The 21,509-nt window shown below is 73.4% G+C and carries 21 protein-coding genes; 13 read left to right on the top strand and 8 right to left on the bottom strand.

Annotated elements, in window-relative coordinates; all coding sequences use genetic code 11:
* The first annotated feature begins 73 nt into the window (after positions 1-73).
* The 3 genes from ACZ3ZE_RS27200 to bla all read left to right on the top strand — a co-directional run bounded on the left by ACZ3ZE_RS27200 (position 74) and on the right by bla (position 3,916).
* Entirely contained in the window at positions 74-1,693 is a 1,620-nt protein-coding gene (locus ACZ3ZE_RS27200; RefSeq protein ID WP_363291989.1) for a hypothetical protein, read from the top strand.
* A gap of 112 nt (positions 1,694-1,805) precedes the next feature.
* On the top strand, positions 1,806-2,957 hold the full coding sequence (locus ACZ3ZE_RS27195; RefSeq protein WP_467261059.1) for a hypothetical protein: 1,152 nt from the start codon (positions 1,806-1,808) through the stop codon (positions 2,955-2,957).
* Positions 2,954-3,916: a class A beta-lactamase gene (gene bla, locus ACZ3ZE_RS27190; RefSeq protein WP_467261057.1), complete on the top strand. Its 963-nt coding sequence runs from the start codon at positions 2,954-2,956 to the stop codon at positions 3,914-3,916. Before ACZ3ZE_RS27195 ends, bla begins: the two co-directional genes overlap by 4 nt.
* A 54-nt stretch (positions 3,917-3,970) precedes the next feature.
* Here bla and ACZ3ZE_RS27185 read toward each other — a convergent pair whose 3' ends face one another.
* The 4 genes from ACZ3ZE_RS27185 to ACZ3ZE_RS27170 all read right to left on the bottom strand — a co-directional run bounded on the left by ACZ3ZE_RS27185 (position 3,971) and on the right by ACZ3ZE_RS27170 (position 8,128).
* A complete protein-coding gene (locus ACZ3ZE_RS27185; protein ID WP_361177214.1) occupies positions 3,971-4,450 on the bottom strand; it encodes a hypothetical protein in 480 nt (159 codons plus the stop codon).
* A gap of 72 nt (positions 4,451-4,522) precedes the next feature.
* Complete coding sequence (locus ACZ3ZE_RS27180) at positions 4,523-5,926, bottom strand: choice-of-anchor A family protein (protein ID WP_467261055.1); 1,404 nt, start codon at positions 5,924-5,926, stop codon at positions 4,523-4,525.
* 124 nt (positions 5,927-6,050) lie between these two features.
* Entirely contained in the window at positions 6,051-6,584 is a 534-nt protein-coding gene (locus ACZ3ZE_RS27175; protein ID WP_467261053.1) for a peptidoglycan-binding domain-containing protein, read from the bottom strand.
* A gap of 680 nt (positions 6,585-7,264) precedes the next feature.
* Positions 7,265-8,128, bottom strand: a complete 864-nt coding sequence (locus ACZ3ZE_RS27170; RefSeq protein ID WP_361177209.1) for an isocitrate lyase/PEP mutase family protein — start codon at positions 8,126-8,128, stop codon at positions 7,265-7,267.
* Between the two features lie 188 nt (positions 8,129-8,316).
* Between ACZ3ZE_RS27170 and ACZ3ZE_RS27165 the strand changes: the two genes are divergently transcribed.
* On the top strand, positions 8,317-9,051 hold the full coding sequence (locus ACZ3ZE_RS27165) for an SOS response-associated peptidase (RefSeq protein WP_361627280.1): 735 nt from the start codon (positions 8,317-8,319) through the stop codon (positions 9,049-9,051).
* Between the two features lie 328 nt (positions 9,052-9,379).
* Entirely contained in the window at positions 9,380-10,609 is a 1,230-nt protein-coding gene (locus ACZ3ZE_RS27160; RefSeq protein WP_361627277.1) for an FUSC family protein, read from the top strand.
* Between the two features lie 149 nt (positions 10,610-10,758).
* Here the strand turns inward: ACZ3ZE_RS27160 and ACZ3ZE_RS27155 are convergent, their stop codons facing one another.
* Positions 10,759-11,949: a M20 family metallopeptidase gene (locus ACZ3ZE_RS27155; RefSeq protein WP_467261051.1), complete on the bottom strand. Its 1,191-nt coding sequence runs from the start codon at positions 11,947-11,949 to the stop codon at positions 10,759-10,761.
* A 212-nt stretch (positions 11,950-12,161) separates the two neighbouring features.
* Between ACZ3ZE_RS27155 and ACZ3ZE_RS27150 the strand changes: the two genes are divergently transcribed.
* Positions 12,162-12,344 carry an SflA family class IV lanthipeptide gene (locus ACZ3ZE_RS27150; RefSeq protein WP_361177201.1) on the top strand — a complete coding sequence of 61 codons (183 nt, stop codon included), beginning with the start codon at positions 12,162-12,164 and terminating at the stop codon, positions 12,342-12,344.
* A gap of 2 nt (positions 12,345-12,346) precedes the next feature.
* The gene (gene lanL / locus ACZ3ZE_RS27145; RefSeq protein ID WP_467261049.1) at positions 12,347-14,890 is read left to right on the top strand and encodes a class IV lanthionine synthetase LanL; all 2,544 of its coding nucleotides are present in this window, start codon (positions 12,347-12,349) and stop codon (positions 14,888-14,890) included.
* Between the two features lie 9 nt (positions 14,891-14,899).
* Here lanL and ACZ3ZE_RS27140 read toward each other — a convergent pair whose 3' ends face one another.
* Together ACZ3ZE_RS27140 and ACZ3ZE_RS27135 are read right to left on the bottom strand one after the other, a co-directional pair.
* Positions 14,900-15,577: a DUF998 domain-containing protein gene (locus tag ACZ3ZE_RS27140; protein ID WP_467261048.1), complete on the bottom strand. Its 678-nt coding sequence runs from the start codon at positions 15,575-15,577 to the stop codon at positions 14,900-14,902.
* 100 nt (positions 15,578-15,677) lie between these two features.
* Complete coding sequence (locus ACZ3ZE_RS27135; RefSeq protein WP_361177195.1) at positions 15,678-16,541, bottom strand: helix-turn-helix transcriptional regulator; 864 nt, start codon at positions 16,539-16,541, stop codon at positions 15,678-15,680.
* A gap of 137 nt (positions 16,542-16,678) precedes the next feature.
* Here ACZ3ZE_RS27135 and ACZ3ZE_RS27130 point away from each other — a divergent pair, with 137 nt between their 5' ends.
* The 6 genes from ACZ3ZE_RS27130 to ACZ3ZE_RS27105 all read left to right on the top strand — a co-directional run bounded on the left by ACZ3ZE_RS27130 (position 16,679) and on the right by ACZ3ZE_RS27105 (position 20,580).
* A complete protein-coding gene (locus ACZ3ZE_RS27130; protein ID WP_361177193.1) occupies positions 16,679-17,458 on the top strand; it encodes an NAD(P)H-dependent oxidoreductase in 780 nt (259 codons plus the stop codon).
* A gap of 380 nt (positions 17,459-17,838) precedes the next feature.
* Positions 17,839-18,462, top strand: coding sequence for an RNA polymerase sigma factor (locus ACZ3ZE_RS27125; protein WP_361627262.1), 624 nt, complete (start codon positions 17,839-17,841; stop codon positions 18,460-18,462).
* Between the two features lie 62 nt (positions 18,463-18,524).
* Positions 18,525-18,833 (top strand): hypothetical protein, encoded by a 309-nt coding sequence (locus ACZ3ZE_RS27120; RefSeq protein ID WP_361177438.1) that lies wholly within the window; start codon positions 18,525-18,527, stop codon positions 18,831-18,833.
* 160 nt (positions 18,834-18,993) lie between these two features.
* Positions 18,994-19,584, top strand: coding sequence for an SRPBCC family protein (locus tag ACZ3ZE_RS27115; RefSeq protein ID WP_467261046.1), 591 nt, complete (start codon positions 18,994-18,996; stop codon positions 19,582-19,584).
* Between the two features lie 221 nt (positions 19,585-19,805).
* Positions 19,806-19,961: a hydrophobic protein gene (locus ACZ3ZE_RS27110; protein ID WP_361177187.1), complete on the top strand. Its 156-nt coding sequence runs from the start codon at positions 19,806-19,808 to the stop codon at positions 19,959-19,961.
* Positions 19,962-20,172: 211 nt separating this feature from the next.
* On the top strand, positions 20,173-20,580 hold the full coding sequence (locus tag ACZ3ZE_RS27105; protein ID WP_361177185.1) for a rho GDP-dissociation inhibitor: 408 nt from the start codon (positions 20,173-20,175) through the stop codon (positions 20,578-20,580).
* A gap of 65 nt (positions 20,581-20,645) precedes the next feature.
* Here the strand turns inward: ACZ3ZE_RS27105 and ACZ3ZE_RS27100 are convergent, their stop codons facing one another.
* On the bottom strand, positions 20,646-21,506 hold the full coding sequence (locus tag ACZ3ZE_RS27100) for an amidohydrolase family protein (RefSeq protein WP_467261337.1): 861 nt from the start codon (positions 21,504-21,506) through the stop codon (positions 20,646-20,648).
* Positions 21,507-21,509 lie beyond the last annotated feature (3 nt).

The following is a 21,509-nucleotide window of genomic DNA, read 5'->3' as shown; positions in this document are numbered from 1 at the left end:
CCGGTTCGGCGTTCCCTTCCCGCGCGGGACCGGCCGCGGGGGCGGCAGGATCCGGCAGGCCGAGGACCTCACCGTGCAGCGCAGGGTCCCGTCCGCCACGGAGACCCGGCACGAGGTACGCCTCCGCCACCGGGCCAACCGCCGCGGCCGCAAGGCCGCCAGGGGCCGCTACCTGAACCCGTGGATCCTCGGCAGCGGCGACCGCGTCCCCTACTTCGCGGAACTGGCCTCCGTGCGCGACCTCCTGCACGCCCGGATCGCCGAGGAGCACGCGCGCGAGGAGCACCGGCTGAGCGTCCGGCGCGCACTGGCGCGCGGGACCGCCGTCAACGCGGACCAGGAGGTCCTGCGGCTGGACCGGGAGCTCGCCGAGAACGCGCGGTGGCTGCTGACCAACCGCGAACAGCTCGACCAGCTCGCCGCCCGGTCCGTACGGTGGGAGCGGTACCGGGACCGCGTACGGGAGCTGGTCGAGGGCCGCCGGCTCCAGGACCGGTTCGACGACTCGGCCGACGAGCGCGACGAGGACACGGCCGGTCGGCGGGCGGAGGACGGGCGCGGCGGTGGCCCCGGACACGGCGCGGACGGCGAGCGCGGGCCGGAGGACGGGCACGGCGCTGGGGACGGACCGGCGCCCGGGGCCGGGGGCGTGCCGGCGGACGACCGCGCCGGCACGCCGAAGCCCCGCCCCGCGGGGCGGGCCGACGCCACGCCGGAGGAATCGTCGGCGGATGACGAGGAGTACCAGAACCTGGACGAGGACCCAGAGACCTCCGTCCCCGCCGCCGCGGACACGGCACCCGGCCCCGGATCCGACCCGCTCGCGCTGCCGGACCTGCATACGGCCGCGTCCGCGCAGACGGACATCGCCCGGTGGCCCGGCCTCCAGAGCCGCCCGGGCCTGCCCGGCTGGATGGTCGTCGCCCTTCTCGTCGTCGTCGCCGCGGTGGAAGTGCCGATCTACTGGATGGCGTTCCAGCCCTTCCACGGCGTCGGCAGCAAGGGGGCCGACACCCTGACGGGCACCCTCGCCGTGTCGGCGGCGCTCGTCATGGTCGTCGTCCCGCACCTGGCGGGCCGGGTCCTGCGCGGCAGCTCGGGCACCGGTGCGTCGAAGTGGGCGAACCTGCCCGCCCTCGCGCTCCTCGGCGCGTGGGGCTTCTCCACCTGGGCCCTGGCACACCTGCGGACCAAACTGGTGTTCCGCAGCAGCCCCGCCGGTTCGACGGTCCCCGGAGTGCAGGACCTCAGCGAGCACCGTCCGACCAGCCTGTTGGGCAGCCTTCACCTCGAACAGACCACCGTGACCTGGATGTTCGTGGCGCTCCTCGTCCTGTCCGGCGGCATCGGCCTCCTGACCGGGCTGCTGCGCGAACACCCCGCCCTCGACACCTACCGCTCCCACGTGGAGGAGACCGGCCGCCTCCAGCGGGAGCGGGAGGCCGCCACCGTCCGCGCCCAGCGGGCACGGGCGACGGCGGAGTCGGTGAACGACGGCTCCGAGCTGCGGGCGGACGCGAGCCGACAACGGCAGAGGGCGGCGACGAGCCTCTACGAGTCGGTGGCGCACGCGTACCTCATGGGGGTGGCCGAGGGATCGTCGGACCCGGCGGTCACGGAGGCGGCGATGAAGCTGTCGAACACGTGGCCCTTGGTTCCCTTCGCGGCGGTACGGGAACGCGCCGCCGAATGAGGCGGTGGGGCGGAGTGGCGGAGGAATCGCGACGGCATGGACGGGGTACCACTTCCCTCGCCCGGGCCACGGACCATACTGGTCGGGCCCGCATCACCGACTGAACGGTTCCATGGCCAAGAACAGCGCTTCATCGACCACCGTCCCCGACACCACCTGGCTCGGGCGTGGGCGTCACCTCGGGGCCGAGCCCGAGCGGGACGTCCGGCGCAACCTGATCGCTCTCAAGGCGGCCCGAGTGATCGACGACTTCCTGGATCTCGACCCCGTCGAGGCGGCCCTCTCCACCGACCTGTACCCCCGGGACGAGTCCGCCGACCCCGGCCCGGGGGCCCGCCGCCTCTTCGAGGCCCGCTGGCAGGTGGCCGACGGCATCACGGTGCGTGCGCAGCTGACCACCTACGACCCCGAGTCCCGGCGCATGGAGAGCGAGGGTGTCACCTGGGTCCTCGCCGCCGAGGCGGAGCGGGCGTGGCAAGCGGACTGGCCCTCACCGGCCACCGTGTTCTGGCCCGACAGTGATCAGGTCGCCTGGGACCACGACAAGGTGCCGGGCGTGCGCCTGCGGACGACGAACCACCTGCCGAAGGACGACGACGAGCTGCGCCGTCTGCTGCGGGACTGCACCCGGCAGAGCTGGTTCGTCCACGTCCTGGTGCACGAGGCGATGACGCCGGACACCCTGGGGCGGCGGCCGATCACGGCGTTCCTGCCGCCGAGCCTGCGGCACCGGGTGGTGGAGCACCGGGCGACGCCGGAGCAGGCGCTGTCCGCCGACTTCGTGCTGAAGCGTGAGCTGGGTGTGGGGATACCGCGTGGCGGCGCCGTCGTCCTGCCGACCGCACCGCAGGCGCCCGGCCAGGACGCGCAGCGTTTCACGGTACGCAATGTGTTCCTGGACGGTACGGAGCCGACCGAACTCCTCGACAAGATCAAGGAGTTCGCCGCGCTGCCGCAGCCGATGCCGGCCGACGCCGAACAGGCCCTGACCCGGCTGCGTCAGGGCTGGCACCTGCTCACCCCGGACGAGGAGCTGGTCCACGCGCGGGCCATGGTCACCAGGTACGCGAAGGCGCTGGAAGCCATGACCTCGTCCTGCGACCTGTACCGGGAGGCGGCCGAGTCGGCGCTGGCCGCACTCGCCGAGGCGACCGGCGGCGACAGCACCGCCCGGACTCCGTCACCCGCGGCTGCCAAGCCGGACGCCTCGCCGTTGAAGGCCCTCACGAAGACGTTCGGCCTCTTTCGGGGCCCGAACAAATGACGCGCAAGGGCCGGGTGGCCGTGCGGTACCCCTGCGCGGCTGTACGCGTGCGGCGTCTCGCTCTCGGAGTCGTCGCCGCGCTGGCCGTGCTCCCGCTCGCGGCCTGCGGCCACGCCGGGCCGCGGCCCGGCGCCCCGGCCGCCACCCGGGCTTCGACGACTCCCCCGCCCCCGGCTCCGTACACGGGCGACTTCAAGGGGCTTGAGCGTGCCTACGGCGCCCGGCTCGGGGTCTACGCCGTCGACACCGGCAGCGGGCGGGAGGTGGTCCACAACGACACCGAACGGTTCGCCTACGCCTCGACGTTCAAGGCGCTGGCCGCCGCTGCCGTCCTGCGCAGGTACACCCTGAGCGGGACGGAGAAGGTGATCAGGTACACGAAGGAAGCCCTGGTGGACCACTCGCCGGTGACCGAGAAGCACGTCGGGACCGGGATGACGCTGCGCGACCTGTGCGACGCCGCCGTCCGCTACAGCGACAACACCGCGGCGAACCTCCTGTTCGACGCGCTCGGCGGGCCGAAGGGCCTGACCGCCGCGCTGCGGGAGGTGGGCGACACGACGACGCTCGTGGAACGCCGCGAACCGGAGCTCAACCAATGGGCACCCGGTGCGACACGGGACACCACCACGCCCCGCGCGTTCGCCGGAGACCTGCGGGCCTTCGTGCTCGGGGACGCCCTCGGCGAGGACGAACGCGCGCAGCTCACGACGTGGCTGCGGACCAACACCACCGGAGCCGAGCTGATCAGGGCCGGAGTGCCGGAAGGCTGGGTGGTCGGCGACAAGACCGGCGGAGGCGGCGACTACGGCGTCCGCAACGACATCGCCGTGGTGTGGCCGCCCCACGCCGCACCCATCGTCATGGCGATCATGTCGAATCGGGGTACGGAAGCGGCCGGCTACGACAACGCACTGATCGCGGAAGCCGCCTCCGTCGCCGTCAAAGCGCTGTCCTGACGGCGCCCGTCCCCGCGTGGCGGCGCGGGGGCGGCTGCCGGGCCGGTGGCGCACTCACTCGATTCCGAGGGGTCCGATGCCCAGGTCCTCGCGCATGAGGCGACGCATCTGCGCCATGGCCTTGCGCCGCCGCTCGATCAGGGGCGCGTCGTCGGCCGAGCCGACGGCCGCTCCACGGGCGTAGGCGTCGCGGATCGCGCGCAAGGAGTGGAACGCCTCGTTGCCCGCCGCCACGACCTGCGGCGGTCCCACGAGCCAGAGGCGTTCGCTCGCCGTGTAGATGCCGGTGCCGCGCACGGCCTCCCGCACCGCCGCGTCGCGTACGGCCTCCGACCTGTGGTCGCCCAGGGCGACGGCGCGGATCTCCTCACCGGCGGCCTTGAGGGCGGACACGTACTCCGTGTACACGGCGCGCCGCATTTCCACAGCGTGCCGGGCCTCCTCCCGCCGCCACCGGTTCCGGTCGGCGATCAAGGTGGCGGCGATACCGATCACGGCACCGGTCAACGTGGAGAGCAAGGGCGTCCAGTCCATGCGTCGCAGCTTGACCGAACCGCCCCCGCCCGCACCAGTGCCTTGCGCTGCACCGGACCGCCGGAGGCCGGGTCAGTGCCGCGTGCGGCGGCGGCGCGTGACCAGCAGTACGGCCGCGCCCGCCGCCCCCAGTGCGGCGGCCGCGACGAGGTAGGGCGCGACCTGGCCCCCCGTCGTCGCGAGCGAGCCGTCGTCCGTGCCGCCGCCCGGGGGAGGCGTCGTGGACGACGAGGGCGTCGGCTGCTCGGGGCTGCCCGGCGTCGGGGTGGCGGTGCCCGGTCCCGGGGGGGTCGTGGTCTCCTCGCCCGGCTGAGTGGGCGTCGGGGTGGGCCGGGAGGGGGCCGGCGGGGTGGTGGGGGTCGTTCCCGGGGTCTCCGGTGCCGGCGTCGTGGGCTTGCAGTCGAACGTCGACGTGCCGGTCCACGGGTAGTTGTGGCTCTCGTTGCCCGAGCCGTGGGTGCGGATGTCCCCGCCGACGTACACGCGGCCGTTGGTGCTGGCGGTCAGGTCCGCGGTCGCCTTGGGCGCGAGGATCGAGCCCATGAAGTTGCCTCCGCCGCCGAGGCTGATCGAGGTGGAGTCCTCGAAGTTGTAGAGGATCCGCGACGCGGCCTCGCCGAAGCGCGCGGAGTCGTACGTGTCCGCGCGGTCCCCGTTGAACCCGACGGACATCGGCGAGATGCCCACCGGCCGGCCGCCCGTCACGTTGACGACGACCGCTTCCCCTGCGGGGATCGACGTGAACAGGAACGTCGACGCGCCGTCGAGCTCCTCCGCCGTGATCGCGAAGACCTGCGGGCTGCTGCCCGCTCCCCCGCCTCCCTTGAAGGTGACCGTGTCGCCCGACCGGGTGCTCGACCCGGTGGGCTTGAGCGCGCCGAGCGAGGCGGACTCGCGGCGGACCGTGTCGCCGAACGAGGCGTGGGGGCTCAGGGCCGTACGCGAGCCCATGCCGGAGGTACGGGACCCCCCGTTCGTTTCCAGGGAGCCCTTCTCGTCGATGTCCCCGCCCACCTGGACGGAGCCGCCGTAGCGCGGGCCCGCCGTCAGGCCGTGGCCCACGTCGACGGTCGTCCCCGCGGCGATCCTCAGGTCGCCGCCGACCGCGAGCATCACCGAGCCCGACGGGGGCAGAATGCCCGAACCGGCGCCCACGCGCCCGACGTTGAACACACCCCCGGACGTCTTCGCGAAGGTGGCGTTCCCGCCGACGACCAGCAGGCCCTCGGCCTCCGCCGTACCGCCGTCCGCGGTGTAGTCGCCGCCCGCGTACAGGGCCACGTTGGCGTCGGTGAACCGGGGGTCGTGTCCGATCCCCGGCTCCTTTCCGGCCGCCGGGCACGCGGGGACCTGGCCGGCCGCCGGGACGAGCGGGGCGGCTTGGGCGACGCAGGGGGTCGAGAGACCGAGGACGAAGGCGAGCGCCACGGCGCTCCGCATTCCGGTGCGCATGCCGATGGTGGCTGTCTGGGACATGGCTGTGCCGTTCTCTGTGAGGGGGGAGGTGAAAGTGGAGGTGAATGTGCAGGTGAGGGGGGAAGGGGGATCGGACGGGAGGGGTGCGTTTGGTACCGCGAGGGTCGGGGGCCGCAGGGCGGGGTCAGTCGCCCCGGCCGTCCCGGTCCGCGTTGTCCCAGTCGTTCCCGTCGCCCCAGGGGCTTCGGTCCGCCCCGGCCTCTCGGTCGGCCTCGGCCCGCAGGGCCGCGCGGGTCGCCGGGCCGTAGACGCCCAGCTCCTCCGGGATGCCTCGGGAGGCCTGGAAGCGGATCAGTGCCGCCTCCACGTACGCGCCGAACCTGCCGTCGGTGGACCCGAGGTAGAGGTGGAGGCGCGCGAGGCGGCGCTGGAGGTCCTCGACCTCGGGGCCGGAGCTGCCGCGCCTCAGGACGTCCGTGTCCGGCCGCTCGGCGGGCGGCGGGTTGCGGGGCGGCGGGGGCGAGGAGGCGGGCGGGTGGGTCGGGGGCGGCGGCGGGGCAGTGCGGGCCGGAGTCCGGGGGCTGGAGGGCGCGTGCGAGGGCGTCGGGGTGGCTTCCGCGGTCGCCGAGGTGGTGGTCGCCGACGGTGGGGCGGATACGTGGGTGACGGTGGGCGGTTCGGTGTCCGCGGGCGGGCTGAGGTGCGGGAGATCGGGCATCGTGAGGTATCGGCTGTCCGGGGGCTGCGGGTCCAGTCCGGAGGTGAGACCGACCGTGAGCCCGATCCCCGCGGCGAGGGCTCCGGCGATCAGGAGCGGGAGCGACAGCCCGGCGCCTTGCTGGCGTTCCGGCTTCCTCGCGGCGGTCCGTGACCGCGACGGGTTGCGTGCGTGCCGCGACTTCCTGGCCCCGTGGCGTCCACGGGGCCGGGTTTCCCGGGGGACGTTCGGCGGCGTCAGCGTCAAGGTCGTGTCGAAGAGTTCGACGTCCTGTGCGCGGGCGCCCGTACCGTCGGCGCCGGGTCCTGCGATCTTTCCGAATACGAGGCTGTCCTGCCCGGGGTGTGACGGCGGCTCAGGGGCGCTGGACGTGACTGCTGCGGTCAGGGCAGTCCTGTTGCGCATGCGGGGGCTCCAGAAGTGGTGAAGCTGTGGTCGATGTGGCGAGGACGCGGAGATACGCGGGATGCCGAGGAGACTCTGACCGGCGTTCAAAGTAAGCGTCAACTGTGCACATGCGGCGCAAAAGCGGGCACTCACGACGTTGATTCTTAAACAACCCTTAATAAGTGACGCACGTCACGCACCCGCCCCCGCGAGACAGACGTGGAGCAGCAAGTCGCCTTTATCAAAGAGGAGTTGGATTTTCGAAGAACAACTCTTGAACTCTCCTCGTGACGTCAGCCGCCGAAGCGTTCGTCGAGGTCCTGGTGGACACCGGTGCCGACGATCCGGGAGAACTCCTCGTAGCTGTGCCGCGGCGGCCCGCCCTCGGGGGTGCCGGCCGCCCGGAGGTGGGCCAGGGCGTCGGCGGCGGCGCGGGTGGCGGCGAACAGGGCGGTCAGTGCGTAGAAGGCCAGCGAGAAGCCCAGTTCCTGGAGATCCGTGGCCGTCAGGGCGGCCGTCTCGTTGCCGTCGACGAGGGACACCACCTTGGGCCCTTCGACCGCCGCGGCCACCGCCTCCAGGTCCTTGATCCTCTTGATCCCGTCGACGAAGACCAGGTCGGCGCCCGCGTCCAGGTACAGCCGGGCCCGCCGGACCGCCTCGTCGACGCCTTCCACGGGCAGCGCGTCGGTGCGGCCGATGACCAGCAGGTCGGCCGATCCGCGCGCTTGTACGGCGCACCGGAGGCGCTTGACACCGGTGTCCGCGTCCACGAGGCGCACGCCGTTCGTCTGCCCGCACCGCTTGGGCATGGCCTGGTCCTCCAGGTGGATCGCCGCCACGCCGGCTTGCAGGTATTCGCGCACGGTGCGGTCGATGTTGCTGGGCCCTCCGTAGCCGGTGTCGGCGTCCGCGATGACCGGGATCGACACCGCCCGCGTCATGTTCCGGGCGTGCTCGGTCATCTCGGTCTGGCTGAGCAGACCGATGTCCGGCATGCCGAGCCGGCTGGCCGTCGCCCCGAACCCCGTCATGTACACCGCGGGAAAGCCCGCGGCCTCCACGAGCCGCGCGGTGACCGCGTCAGCCGCCCCCGGCGCCAGGACGATCTCCCCGCCCTCCAGGAGCCTCTTGAAGGCTGTGCCTGCTGACGACAACGGATCCTCCCCCGTGCCCGGCTCCCGGGCGGAACTCCCTCACCGGCCCCCACCCTGCTACCCGACGGCGACGTGGCGCACACATCGGTCCGCCGGCGGTGCCTCGCCTCGCGGGGCTCCGCGCAAGCCAGAGATCGTTACCTCGCGGTTCGAGCGGCAGGGTCCGGTGGCGTGGCAGAGTTGCGGTCATGTGCGGTCGTTACGCCTCCTCCCGCAGTCCACAGGACCTGACCCGGCTCTTCGACGTCACCGAGTGGCGCCCCGAGGAGACGCTCGCGCCCAGCTGGAACGTCGCCCCCACCGACGCCGTCTACGCGGTCCTCGAACGCGGCGCGCGCGAAGACGGCGAGGAGGTGCGGCGGGAGCTGAGGGCGCTGAAGTGGGGTCTGGTGCCGTCCTGGGCGAAGGACCCGAAGGGCGGCGCGCGGATGATCAACGCGCGGGTGGAGACGGTGCACGAGAAGCCCGCCTACCGGCGCGCCTTCGCCAAGCGCCGCTGCCTGTTGCCGGCCGACGGCTTCTACGAGTGGGATCCGGTCAAGGACGAGGCGACGGGCAAGGTGCGCAAGCAGCCGTACTTCATCCGGCCCGCCGACGGCCAGGTCATGGCCATGGCCGGCCTGTACGAGTTCTGGCGCGACCCCGAGGTCGCCGACAGCGACGACCCGGCGGCCTGGCTGACGACCTGCACGATCATCACCACCGACGCCACCGACGCGGCAGGCCGCGTGCACCCCCGCATGCCCCTCGCCCTCTCCCCCGACCACTACGACACCTGGCTCGACCCCCACCACACCGACACCGCCGACCTCCGCGCCCTGCTCACCCAGCCCGCCGACGGCCGCCTCACCGCCCACCCCGTCTCCCCGGCCGTCAACAACGTCCGCAACAACGGCCCCCACCTCGTCGACGCGGCCACCTGACCTACGGGGCCGACTTCGCCGAACGGAGCACGGTTCAGCATGCCGCCGAGCACAACCGGAGCTTCGCACGCATGAGCGAACGCCCGCGCTCCTCGGTGGCCGGGTCCCGGCCACCGACCCTCGCCCCTGGGCCGAATGCCTCGCCCCGATCGTCGGCGAGGGCGTTCCGTGCCAGCTTGGGCACGTCACGGAGCAACCGGCGGACATCCTCGCCGTCCGTGACGGCAAGCAGCTGATCGACGCACCCCGCGCATGAGCCCGGGGCCGTCCGGGCAGGCGGTCGTCCAGACGGCCCCTGCGGGGCGGCGGCGACGGGACGAGGTGGGACGTGGCACGGGGCGGAGGCCGGGACGACCGGGACGACGGGCTGATCGCGCGTCTGCGCCGCGATCCCTTCGCCGTCCAGACCGTACGGTCCACGGCGGCGGCCACCCTCAGTTACGTCGTCGCCCTGCGGCTCAGCAGCGAACCGGTCCCGCTCACCGCGCCCCTCACCGCCCTTCTCGTCGTCCAGGTCACGCTCTACTCGACCCTCACCACCAGCCTCCGCCGGGTGAACTCGGTCGTCGTCGGGGTCCTCATCGCCATCGCGTTCAGCGTCGTCGTCGGCCTGTCCTGGTGGAGCCTCGCCCTCGTCATCCTCGCCTCGCTGCTCGTCGGCCGGCTCGTCCGGGTCGAGGAGTTCGTTCCCGAGGTCGCGATCAGCGCCATGCTCGTCCTCGGCGTCACCCAGGTCTCCGACACCGCCTGGGACCGCGTCCTGGAGACCCTCATCGGCGCCGTCGTCGGCATGCTGTTCAACCTGGTCCTCGCCCCGCCCGTCTGGGTCGACACCGCCGGCGACTCCATCGAGGACCTGGCCCGGCGGATGCGCCTGCTGCTGCTCGACGTGGCGGACGCGTTCACCGGCGCGCCGCCCGTCGAGCAGGCCGCCGCCCGGCTGCACGAGGCCCGCCGCCTCGACAACGACGTCGCCGACGTCGACGGGGCGCTGCGCACCGCCGAGGACAGTCTGCGGCTCAACCCCCGTGTGAAGGAGGGCCTGCTGCACCGGGTGGTGCTGCGTACCGGCCTCGACACCCTGGAGATCTGCGCCGTCGTCCTGCGGGTCCTCGCCCGTACCCTCACCGACCTGGCGAAACACCGCGGCGGGAACGAACTGCTGCCGGAGCGGGCCGCCCTCGCCGTCCGGGAGACCGCCCAGTACACGGCCGATGCCCTCGTCAGCTTCGGCGTCCTCGTCACGGCGCGCGGCAGCGAGGGCGCCGAGGCCGCGGAGACCCGTCTGGCGGGCGAGCTGCGGGCGGCCAGGGCCTGCCGGGACGCCGCCGCCGACCGGCTCCTCGCCCTCGCGCTCGCCGACCCCGGGCGCTGGCAGCTGTACGGGGCGCTGCTCGCGGAGGTCGACCGGATCCTCGACGAACTCGACCCCGAGCACCGGGGCCGCCGGCTGATGGAGGAGCTGGACCGGCGGGTGCGCGAGCGCCACGAGCGCCGCCGCCGGCTCACCCTGCGTGACCGTTGGGACGCCCGCCGGGCCACCCGCGCCGACGGATGACCGGCCGCGCTGTGTCCGCTCGCGTCGCCGAGGGCGGACACCCTGCGGGACGGCGCAGAATCCGCCCGGGTTGAGCCGCCGGAACGCGCCCGGGTGGGGTGATTCCGCACTGAGGGCCACCGCGCCCGCCCCCGTACGCGCTCGGCCCTTCACCCTCCGAGGAGTTCGAGGACGGCCCGCTGGTAGACCGCGTAGACCTGAGGCAGCTCGGCCAGGTGGGCGCGTTCGTCGATGCCGTGGAGGCCTTCGTAGGGGACGCCGAAGCCGGCCGTCGCCGGGATGCCCTCCCCCGCCAGCAGGTTGCCGATGTTGGACGGGCCCGCGGTCTTCGCCCGGACCGTGAGCCCCGCCTTCGCGGCGGCGCCGAGGAGGGCGGCGGCGGGCTGTGCGTCCTCGGCGAGGCGGAACGGCGGCCATGCGGCGACCGGGGTGACGGCGGTGGGGAGGGGGGCGGGCAGGGCCGTGTCGAGTGCGGTGACGGCCTCGCGTACGAGGGTCTCAGCGGCATGTGCGTCGAAGCCGGGGGTGGTGCGGATGTCGACATGGATGTCGACCCGGTCGGGCGTGGCGGAGAAGCCCTGGCCGCCGTGGAAGGCGGTGACCGTCAGCTTCGGCGGCAGCGGGAACCCCGACCCGTCATCGCCGCCGGGCAGGTCGGCGGCGTCCAGGAGGCGTACGAGGTGGGCGCCTCGGGTGACGGCGCCGACGGTGGTGCTGCGGGAGCCGGAGTGCCCGGAGGGGGCGTGCACGGTGATCGTGGCCCGCCACAGGCCCCGGCCGCCGACCACGACCTCGTCGATGCCGGGGTAGCCGATCATCACCCCGGCGGGGCGGGCCGCGTGCGGGTCGGCGAGGTAGGCGCGGGCGCCGCCGAAGCCGCCGGTGTGCTCGTCGACGTCCAGGAGAACGGCGAGACCGCCCGCGAGTTCGTGGGCCCGGGGGGCGAGGTCGGCCGCGATGTGGCAGAACATCGCGGCGGCCAGCTTGGAGTCCGCCGCACCCCGGCCGCGCAGCCGACCGTCCACGACGTCGCCGCAGGCCGGCGGGAACGTCCAGGCTGTCTCGTCGCCGTACGGGGCGGTGTCCAGACACGCGTCCAGCGTCCACCACGGTCCCGGCCGCCCGCCGGGGACCTCCACCAGTAGCCCCACCGGCGCACCCGCCGCGTCGCGCAGGCGCCGGTGCGGCAGTTCGCGGGCGTCGAGCCACTCCTCCAGCACGCCCAGGACAGGCCCGTACGGGTCGACGCCGCCCCGGCTCGGACGCCGGATCAGCTCCTGGGCCAGCTCGACGACGGAGGCCGTGCGGGCCTCGTCCGCGCACCGGAGGTTCTCGTTCACGTTTCTCCCCAACTCGTCCGTCGTGCGTACCGGCGGCGGGCGAGGGCGGTCTGCCCTCGGCGGCAGCTTCGAAGGGCAGTGCCGATGCCCTCTTGTCAGCACCTGCGCCCCTACCTACCTTGGTCCAGCGAGTCCTTGGCCCATCGGGTCCACCGGCCCGTGCCGGCCATTTTCCTGTTCCTCAGCGCACGACAGACATATGGAGGCGTCACATGCCCGTAGCCGTGCCGGACGTTCTGGAAGTCGACGGTTTCCGCGACGCGGGTCCGTTGGTGATCGACGACGAGGCGATCGTGTTCGAGGACGACGACCGCAGCGACCGTGAGTACTCGGCGTGTCTTGCCGACCCGTGGGTGACCGCCACCACCCGCTTCGCCTGTGATCTGAACTCGTAACGGTGGCCGTTTCCATCACCGGCCGCATTGGTGGGGCCGATGACACGTGGACGTATCTGAACGATCCGCGGATGCCGGCGATGGAACACGGCTGGAAACTGCACATCTCGGCGCGTCCCGGCGACCTCGACGCCGTGATCCGGCTCGTCCTGCCGGTGCTGGAGCGGCACGTCTGTCACGCGAAGTTCGCGCGTGACCCGGAGACACTGCGCCGTCTCAACTCCGGGGTGGTGAGCGCCGGAGCCGTCGGCAAGGCGATCACCGTGTACCCCCTGGACGGCACCGTGGTCGAGGTCGCCCGGGAACTCGCCGCCGTACTGCGTGACCGGGAAGGCCCGCAGGTCGTCAGCGACCGGCGGGTCGACCCGCGGGCTCCGGTCTACTACCGCTACGGCCCCTTCACGGGCGAGTACCGGACCGGCCGGAGCGGGCGGCTCGAATCCGTCATGACCGGGCCGGACGGCCGGATCTTCGACGGCCTGGCCGTCGGCCGCTACCGGTGTCCGCCGTGGGCCGAGGATCCCTTCGCCGCCGGCGACGGACGTCATGCCGAGACGCCTGCGGCCGGCTTCGGCGGCGGGCGCTATGCGGTCACCGCCGGCATCGCGCGCTCGGCCCGGGGCAACGTCTACCGTGCGGTCGACCGCACGCTCGGGCTCCCCGTGGTCGTCAAGCAGGCGCGGGCCTTCGTCGGCGAGGACGAAGCCGGTACGGACGGCCGCCACCGGCTGCGCAACGAGCGCGTGGTCCTCACCGCGCTCGACGGCGTCGCGGGCGTGCCCCGCGCGCTGGACTACTTCGCCCACCAGTCGGACGAGTACCTGGTGATGAGCAGCTGCGGCGACCGGGACCTGCGCAGGGAGGTGCTGCGGGAGGGCCCCTACCGGGACGACGGCGCCCGGCCGGTGCGCGCCCTGTCCGAGCTCGCCTCCCGGCTCCTGCGTGTCCTGGACGCGATCCACGGCCGGCACGTGGTCGTCCGTGATCTCAAGCCCGACAACGTCGTGCTCGACGCCTCGGGCCCCGGCCACTGCCACCTGATCGACTTCGGGATCAGCGAGTGGAACGGGGACGGTCCCGGAGGCGCGACCCCCGGATACAGCGAACCGATTCTACGCACGACCGGTCCGGCCACCCCCGCCGACGATCACTACTCCCTCGGCGCGACCCTCTTCTTCGCCGCCACCGGCATGGACCCGGTGATCGTCGACCCCGACCACGAGGTCAACCGGGACCGGACCCTGGCCTGCCTGGAATGGGCACTGCCCGGGCGCGCCCATCGGGACATCCGGGCGTCGATCGCCGGTCTCCTCAGTTTCGACCCGGCCGTACGGACCGCCGCCGCCGACCGTCTGCGCACCGGCACGGCCGGAACCGCGCACCGGCCCGCGCGCCCCCGGATCGACAGCGCCCTGCTGGACGAGGTCATCGCGCACACCACCGCGTACTGCGTCGGGGAAGCCCAGGCGATCGTGGACCCGGAACGGGCCGCGCGGTTGAACGTCCCCACCTCGATCGACGTCTACGGCGGCAGCTCGGGACTCGGACTGGAACTCCTCCGGCACGCGCACCGGCCCCACGTGGGCGCCGCCGTCACCGCGTTGGCCGAGTGGACGGCGGCACAGTCCAGGAACCTGTCGCCCGCCTTCTACACGGGACGCACCGGCGTCGAACTCTTCCTCGCGGAGGCGGGGTTGGGGTCTGGTACGGACTCCCCCGCCCACTCCGGCCATCCCGCTCTCCCGGATCGCGCACCGGACGGCGGGCCCCCGGAGGCGGACCTGATCGCGGGCGCCGCCGGCATCGGGCTCGGGCGGCTGCTGCTCGCCCGTCACGCCCTCCGGTCCGGGGACGGCCACGCCGCGGACCGGCACCTGGCCGTCGCCGCCGAGTGCGACCGGATGCTGGCGTCGGGCACCGCCCGGCTGACCCCGGCCGGTCCGGACACGGCCGGCAGCGCCGCACTCCGCGAGGGCCTCGCGCACGGGGAGGCGGGTGTCGCCTGCTTCCTGCTCGCCTACGGCGCCGCGACCGGGGACCCCGACGCGATCAGCCGCTCCGAGAAGGCCGCCGCGCGTCTGGCCGCCGTGACGCCGGACATCATCGCGGCGGCCGCCGCACCGGGCGCGACCCGCCGGTACGGCTCGTGGTGCCGGGGGCTGGCCGGCATCGGGACCGTACTCCTTCAGGCGGCCGAACACCTCGACGAGCCCGGGTACCTCGACCTCGCCCAGCGGGCCGCCCGTGCCTGCGCCGTACTGGCACCGCGGATGCCGCTGGTCACCCAGTGCTGCGGACTGGCCGGGGTGGGCGACCTGATGGTGGACGTCGCGGAGGCGTCCGGGGCCGAGGAGTTCCGGGACGCGGCCGAGACCGTCGCGCTGCTCATCCTGAGCCGGAGCGGCGGTACGTGGTCGCGGCCCGTGTTCCCGGACGCCGGTCTCGCCCGGGCGAGCGCCACCTGGGCCGGGGGCTCGGCGGGCGTGCTGGCCTTCTTCCGGCGGCTGCACGACCGGGGCGGTCCGCGGCTCGGCCTCCCCGCCTGACCGGCGCGCTCAGCCCGCGTGGCTGAGACCCTGCCTCGGGGTCGCCCCGTACAACCCGCCCGTCCGGCGTACGAGGCCGCGGACGCCTGCGGTCAGCGCCCAGAGCAGGACGGGGAAGGCGGCGACCCGTTCCATGCCTCCCATGCCGAGACCGACGTAGTGGTGGGAGAGGAACAGTCCGAAGGCCGTGACCGCGGTGGCTCCCAGCAGGCCGGTGCCCCACCGGAGGTACGTCGGTGTGTGTTCCGCCAGGGCGAACCCCGCCAGGATCAGGCCGATGTTGCCCGTCGCCATGATGAGGAGGGCGCCCAGGACGTGCTGGTTCTCGTTCACGTCCGCGGGAGCCAGCCCGACCAGCACGAATCCCAGCCCGGCGCCCGCGAGCAGCAGACGGGCCGCGGCAGCGGTCCGGCCGCCGCGCCACAGGGCGCCGCCGGTCAGGGCCGCGCCGACGACGAGCAGCACGCCCAGGGCGACGAACGAACCGTTCATCAGGCCGTGTTCGGGAGAACAGACGTACCGCGGCTCGGGCGCCGCCTGCAGCGCGCAGTGGGCGTTTCCCAGGTCGCTGATGTTGTTCCGCGCCCAGCTGTACGGTCTGGCCCACGCCGACTCCGTCATCACGTGGAGGGCGAAGAACTGCACCACGCCCGCGATCCATGCCGCGTATCCGATCCGGACTCTCATCTGTCCACCTTCCGCTCCGTGCGTCCCGTGCGGACAGCTGATCATCCGGCGTGGGGCCCGGGCACTCCGACGGGCCCCCTGGAGCGGGGTGGGGCAGGCCCTACCGCGGTTCGGCCGACTCGCTTGTCCGCCGGCCCCGTTGGGGATGCGCGTCGCCGTCGGCCGTGCCCAGGCGTGCGAGCAGGCGCAGTCCGTCCTCGGCGGGGGTGCCGGGGGCCGCGGACAGCACCAGGAGTTCCGTACCGGAGGCGTCGGGGAGGGCGAAGTTCTCCTGGTGGAGTTCCAGGGGGCCGACGAGCGGGTGCCGGTACGCCTTGCGGCCGTGGGTGCGGGCGCGTACGTCGGCGCGGGCCCAGAGGCGGCGGAAGCGTTCGCTGCCCATGGCCAGTTCGCCGATGAGGGAGGCGAGCCGGGGGTCGTCGGGGTACGTGCCGGCGGCCAGCCGCAGGTGGCCGACCACGTCGAGGGTGCAGGCGTCCCAGTCCGCGTAGAGGCCGTCCTCGGCCTCCTCCAGGAAGAGGTTGCGGGCGATGTTGAGGCCCGGCGCCGGGCGGCCGAAGAGGAGCCCGGCCAGGCGGTTCCCGGCGAGGACGTCCAGGCGGTGGTTCATGATCAGCGCGGGTGCGTCGGCGACGAGGTCGAGGACGCGCAGCAGTTCGGGGCGGATCCGCTCGCCCGGGGTCCTGGCGGGGCGGCGGGGTTGCCGGGCGAGCCGGTCGAGGTGGTCGCGCTCGGTCTCGTCGAGGCCGAGGACGCGGGCGAGCGCGTCGAGGACCTGCGCGGAGGGCTGGGTCGCGCGGCCCTGTTCGAGGCGCACGTAGTAGTCGACGCTGACTCCGGACAGGTGCGCGACCTCTTCGCGGCGCAGCCCCGCGACCCGGCGGCGGGTGTCGGTGGGGATGCCGACGGACGCCGGGTCCACTCGGGAGCGACGGGTGCGCAGGAAGCCTGCCAGATCGTCCATCGCTCCAGTATGGCTTCGGCGACGCCGGTGAGGGTGGCCCCGCCAGTACCAGGAAGTCCCGTCCTACGGAAGAGCAGCCCCTGAACGCCGGGCGCCGCGGCGGCCAGGATCGGGGCATCCGATGCGAAGGAGTTCCCATGAAGACGCTGATCGTCCACGCCCACCCGGACCCGAGGTCGCTCAACAGCTCGCTGAAGGACCTCGCGGTGTCCACGTTGGAGGCCGCCGGGCACGAGGTGCGGGTGAGTGATCTGTACGCGATGCGGTGGAAGGCGGTCGTGGACGCCGAGGACTACGGCCCCCACGCCTCGAGTCCGCTGAGGGTCGCCGCGGACTCGGGCCGGGCCTTCGAAGCGGGCGAGCTCACGGCGGACGTCCGCGCCGAGCAGGAGAAGCTGCTGTGGGCCGACACGATCATCTTCCAGTTCCCGCTGTGGTGGTACTCGATGCCCGCGATCCTCAAGGGCTGGATGGACCGGGTGTTCACCTACCGTTTCGCGTACGGCGTCGGCGAGCACAGCGACACCAAGTACGGCGAGCGTTTCGGTGAGGGCACCCTCGCGGGCAGGCGGGCCCTGCTGTCGGTGACCACGGGCGGACCGGAGTCGCACTACTCGGCGCGCGGGATCAACGGCCCCATCGACGATCTGCTGTTCCCGATCCAGCACGGCACCCTCTACTACCCGGGCCTCGACGTGCTGCCGCCGTTCGTGCTGTACGGCTCCGACCGCTTGGGCGTCGAGGAGTACCCGGAGGTCGCCAAGGCGTGGCAGGAGCGTCTGCTCACCCTGGAGTCGACCGAGCCGATCCCGTTCCGGCGGCAGAACTTCGGTGACTACGAGATCCCCTCGCTGCGCCTGAAGGAGGGCCTGGAGCCCGCCGGCCGCACGGGCTTCGGGCTGCACGTGCGCGACTGAACGCGACTGAACGCGACTCGACACGGGCGGCGGATCTCATCGGGTGTCGCGGGCGGCGTTCCAGGTGAGGTAGCCGCCGTCGAGGTCCGTACGTCCAGGGCGAAGCGGGCGTGCAGGGACTCGGGGGTCTGGAGGAGGAGCGCGTCAGGTCCTCGATGACACCTTCCGTGAATCCTTTTCCGGCCTCGCCGCCTCTTGTGAGTGCACCGGCCGGACGGGCCGGCGGAACCAGGAGGAACCCCCATGATGGTCATCGGTCTCGCAGTGGTCGCAGTCCTGCTCGTGGGCGCGTGCGGCTGGCACCTGCTGCGGCGCTACAAGAGCCGCGTCTGACCGGCGCCCACCGCTCGGAACGTCTTGTGATTGCGAGTAGCCCGCCCATGAACCATCGCTCCAGTTGGCCCGACGAGCGGCTGATCAGAGCCGCCCAGGACGGCGACGTCCCGTCGCTGACCACCGTCGTCATGCGGTCGCAGCCGCATGTGCGCAGGTTCGCCCTGTCGCTGTGCGCCTCCCCGCAGGACGCCGAGGACGCGGCGCAGGAGGCTCTGATCATCCTGTACCGGAAGATCGGCACCCTGCGGGCGACCGGGGCGCTCGCCTCGTGGATGTTCCGGATCGTGCGCAACGAATGTCTCCGGCAGGTGCGGCTGCTCGTGGCCGCCCAACGCGCCGGGCAGCCGGACGAGCCGGAGGCCGAGCCGGACGCGGGCGCGGAGCCGTCCGCCGAGGACGCGGTGCTGCGCAGGCTGGAGGCCGAGCGGATCGCGGCCGCCGTCAGCGCGCTCCCCCGCGACCAGCGGCAGGTCCTGATCATGCGGGACGTCCAGGGCCTGCCCGGCAAGACCGTCGCCGACGCGCTCGGCCTGAGCACCGCCGCGATGAAGTCGCGGCTGCACAGGGCACGTACCGCCCTGCGTGACGCCCTGGAAGCACCCGGCCGGGACACCGGCCCCACCGCCGGTCCCACCACCGGCCCACCCGTCGGAGGAAACCCGTCGTGAAGACTGCGCAGATCCCGCAGGACGACAAAGCCCGTACCACCGCACCGCCCGCGGCGGGTGCGATGAACTTCGCCAGCGCCTCCGTCCCCCGCCACCTGGCACGCGGCGCCGTCGGATTCGGGCTGATCATCGGCTCGATCGCCGCCGTGCCCTTCGCCGGACCCGTCACTCTGCTCGCGGCCCCGCTGGCCCTGATCGCCTTCCGGGGCTGCCCGACCTGCTGGGCCGTCGGCCTCGCCCAGACCGTGTCCCGGGGGCGGCTGCGACGCCAGTGCGAGGACGGCGTCTGCACCCTCGCCCGGACCCACCCGGCGGTACCGGCGGCGCACGAAGCGCCCGTCAGGCCCTCGCCGCCGCGCCGGGCCGGGTGAGGCGGTCCCCCGGGCGGGCGAGGTCCAGAGCGGTACGCGCGGAGCACGTTGGGGAGCGCGTGCGCGTGGTCGGAGCGGGTATGCGCACGGGCCCAGAGAGGATTTCCGCCCCCGGCGTCGCACGTGCGCCGGGCGCGGGACACGGCCGGAGGAGGAGACCATGAGCAAGGTGCAGGAGACGATCCGGGTGACCGCCCCGCTGCGCGCCGTGTACGGGCAGTGGACCCGGTTCGAGGATTTCCCGCGGTTCATGGACGGCGTCGAGGAGGTACGCCAGGTCGACGACCGTCTCTGCCACTGGCGCACGCGGGTGGCCGGGGTGACCCGGGAGTTCGACACCGAGATCGTCGACCAGCTCCCGGACGAGCGCATCGCCTGGCGCACCGTCGGCGACGGGGTCAAGCAGAAGGGCGTCGTCACCTTCCAGCGCCTCGACGAGGAGCACACGCGGGTGAGCCTGGCCATGGAGGTCGAGCCGCAGGGGATCGTCGAGAAGGCCGGTCACGCCCTCGGCTTCCTGGAGGAGCGCGTCCGGGGCGACCTGATGCGCTTCAAGGAGTACGTGGAGGAGGAGGGCGGCTCCGGGAGCGGCTGGCGCGGGCGGCTGCGTCCGGTCGACAGCGTGGGCGAGGCACCGGGAGCGACACAGGAACCGGCACCGGCGCCTCCGCCTTCGCCGGAACCGTTCGAGCGGCCCGGCCCTGGTCCGGGGACGCTGCCGGACCCGCCGGAAGGCGCGCCCCACATCTGATCGGGCGAGGGCGGTGGCGGGCGGCCGAATCCCGCGCGGGTACCCGCCTCCCGCGGCCGCACGCTCCGCTTCGGCCGCGGATCGACGGTTAGCGGCCCCGGCCGGGGGTAGCCGCGCTGGCGACCGAGGTTCCCGCCACGTGGGACGGATGTCCGCGTGACCGACAGGCGTCCGCGTGAGCGCCTTGGCGGCGGGGCCGGAGAGACGCCGAGGAGGCTGTCATGATTCCACTCCTACTCGTTCTGCTGGTGCTCCTGCTGCTCTTCGGCGGTGGCTTCGCCCTGCACGTGCTGTGGTACATCGCGATCGCCGTGCTGGTGGTCTGGCTGCTGGGGTTCCTGTTCCGCAGCTCCGACGGGCGCTGGTACCGCTGGTGAGCCGTCTACCGCGGGTGAGCAGCCCGCGCCGAGCCGTCCGCCGGCTCACCCCTCCCTCTCGGCCCGCCAGGCCTCCGCGGTCAGGCGGGCCGTCCTGTCCCGACATCGTCGGCGCCGGCGGCCCCGGTCCCGGCGGCAGGCGTGTTTCCCGCCGTCCCGGGCACTCGCCCAGCAGGACACGCGCCGACGCGGCACGAGGCGGTGAACCGTGATGGACGGTTTCGAACTGGTGGACTTCTCCCTGCACGCGGAGGAGCTGGGGCGCCTCGAAGTGGACCTGCCCGGCGGCGCGGACAGGATGCCCCTGCCGCTGCCCGAAGGCGCGGTCGTCACCGTCGGGATCACGTTCCGGCTGGGCCGGGACATCGACGGGCTGGCCTTCGAGGAGACCCGGACCATGGACGGGACGGTGCTCTCGACCGCGCGGACCGTGCTGGGCGGCTTCCGGACCGGCGGCCCGTACGAGGTGCGGCTGCCCCCGGAGCGGCTGCCGGTCGGCCGGGCGCACTGCGGCGTGTACGAGGTGACCTGCCGTTTCACCGACGGCGACGGGCGTGAACTGGCGGCGCTGCACCACCGGATGCGTCTGGTGCACCAGACGGCCACGAGCGGGACGTAGCCGGTACGGCCCCGGGCACGGCACCGGAAGGGAGCGCGCGGGCTGCCCCGCGCGCTCCGCTCGTGTCACAGGCCCAGGACGCGGAGGGCGTTCTCCTTGAGGATCAGGGGGCGGGCCTCCGGCTTGATGGTGAGGGTGTCGAAGTCGGCGAGCCAGCGGTCGGGGGTGATGACCGGGAAGTCCGAGCCGAAGAGGACCTTGTGCCGCAGGAAGGAACCGGCCGCCTTGACGAGCTGCGGCGGGAAGTACTTCGGGGACCAGCCCGACAGGTCGATGTACACGTTGGCCTTGTGCGTGGCGATGGAGATCGCCTCGTCCTGCCAGGGCACCGACGGGTGGGCGAGGACGATCGTCAGGCCGGGGAAGTCGGCGGCGACGTCGTCCAGGAGCATCGGGTCGGAGTAGCGCAGTTTGATGCCGCGGCCCCCGGGCAGGCCCGCGCCGATGCCGGTCTGCCCGGTGTGGAAGAGGGCGGGGACGCCCAGTTCCTGGAGGGCCTCGTAGAGGGGGTAGTGCTCGGATGCGTTCGGCGCGAACGCCTGGAGGCTCGGGTGGAACTTGAAGCCGCGGACGCCGTGGTCCCGGACGAGCGAGCGGGCGCGGGCGACGGCGTCGGGGCGGTGCGGGTCGACCGAGCCGAAGGGGATGAGGACGTCCGGGTGGGCGGCCGCGGCCTCGGCGATCTCCTCGCTGGACAGGGCGGGGTGGCCCAGGCCCGTGGTGGCGTCCACCGTGAAGATCACGGCGGCCATCCGGCGCTCGCGGTAGTGCGCGGCGATCGCCTCGACGGTCGGGGTGCGGTCCTGGCCGGCCTTGAAGTAGGCGGCCGAGGCGTCCATCAGCTCGGCGTCGAGCGCGAGGTGGCCGTGGGCGTCCTGCTCCACGTGGACGTGGAAGTCGATCGCGGCCAGGTCGGCGGGGTTCATCGG

It is taken from the genome of Streptomyces sp. NPDC023157 (assembly GCF_055560575.1).
Note: the sequence above shows the minus strand (reverse complement) of the source record. Positions and strands in the feature narration are given on the sequence as shown.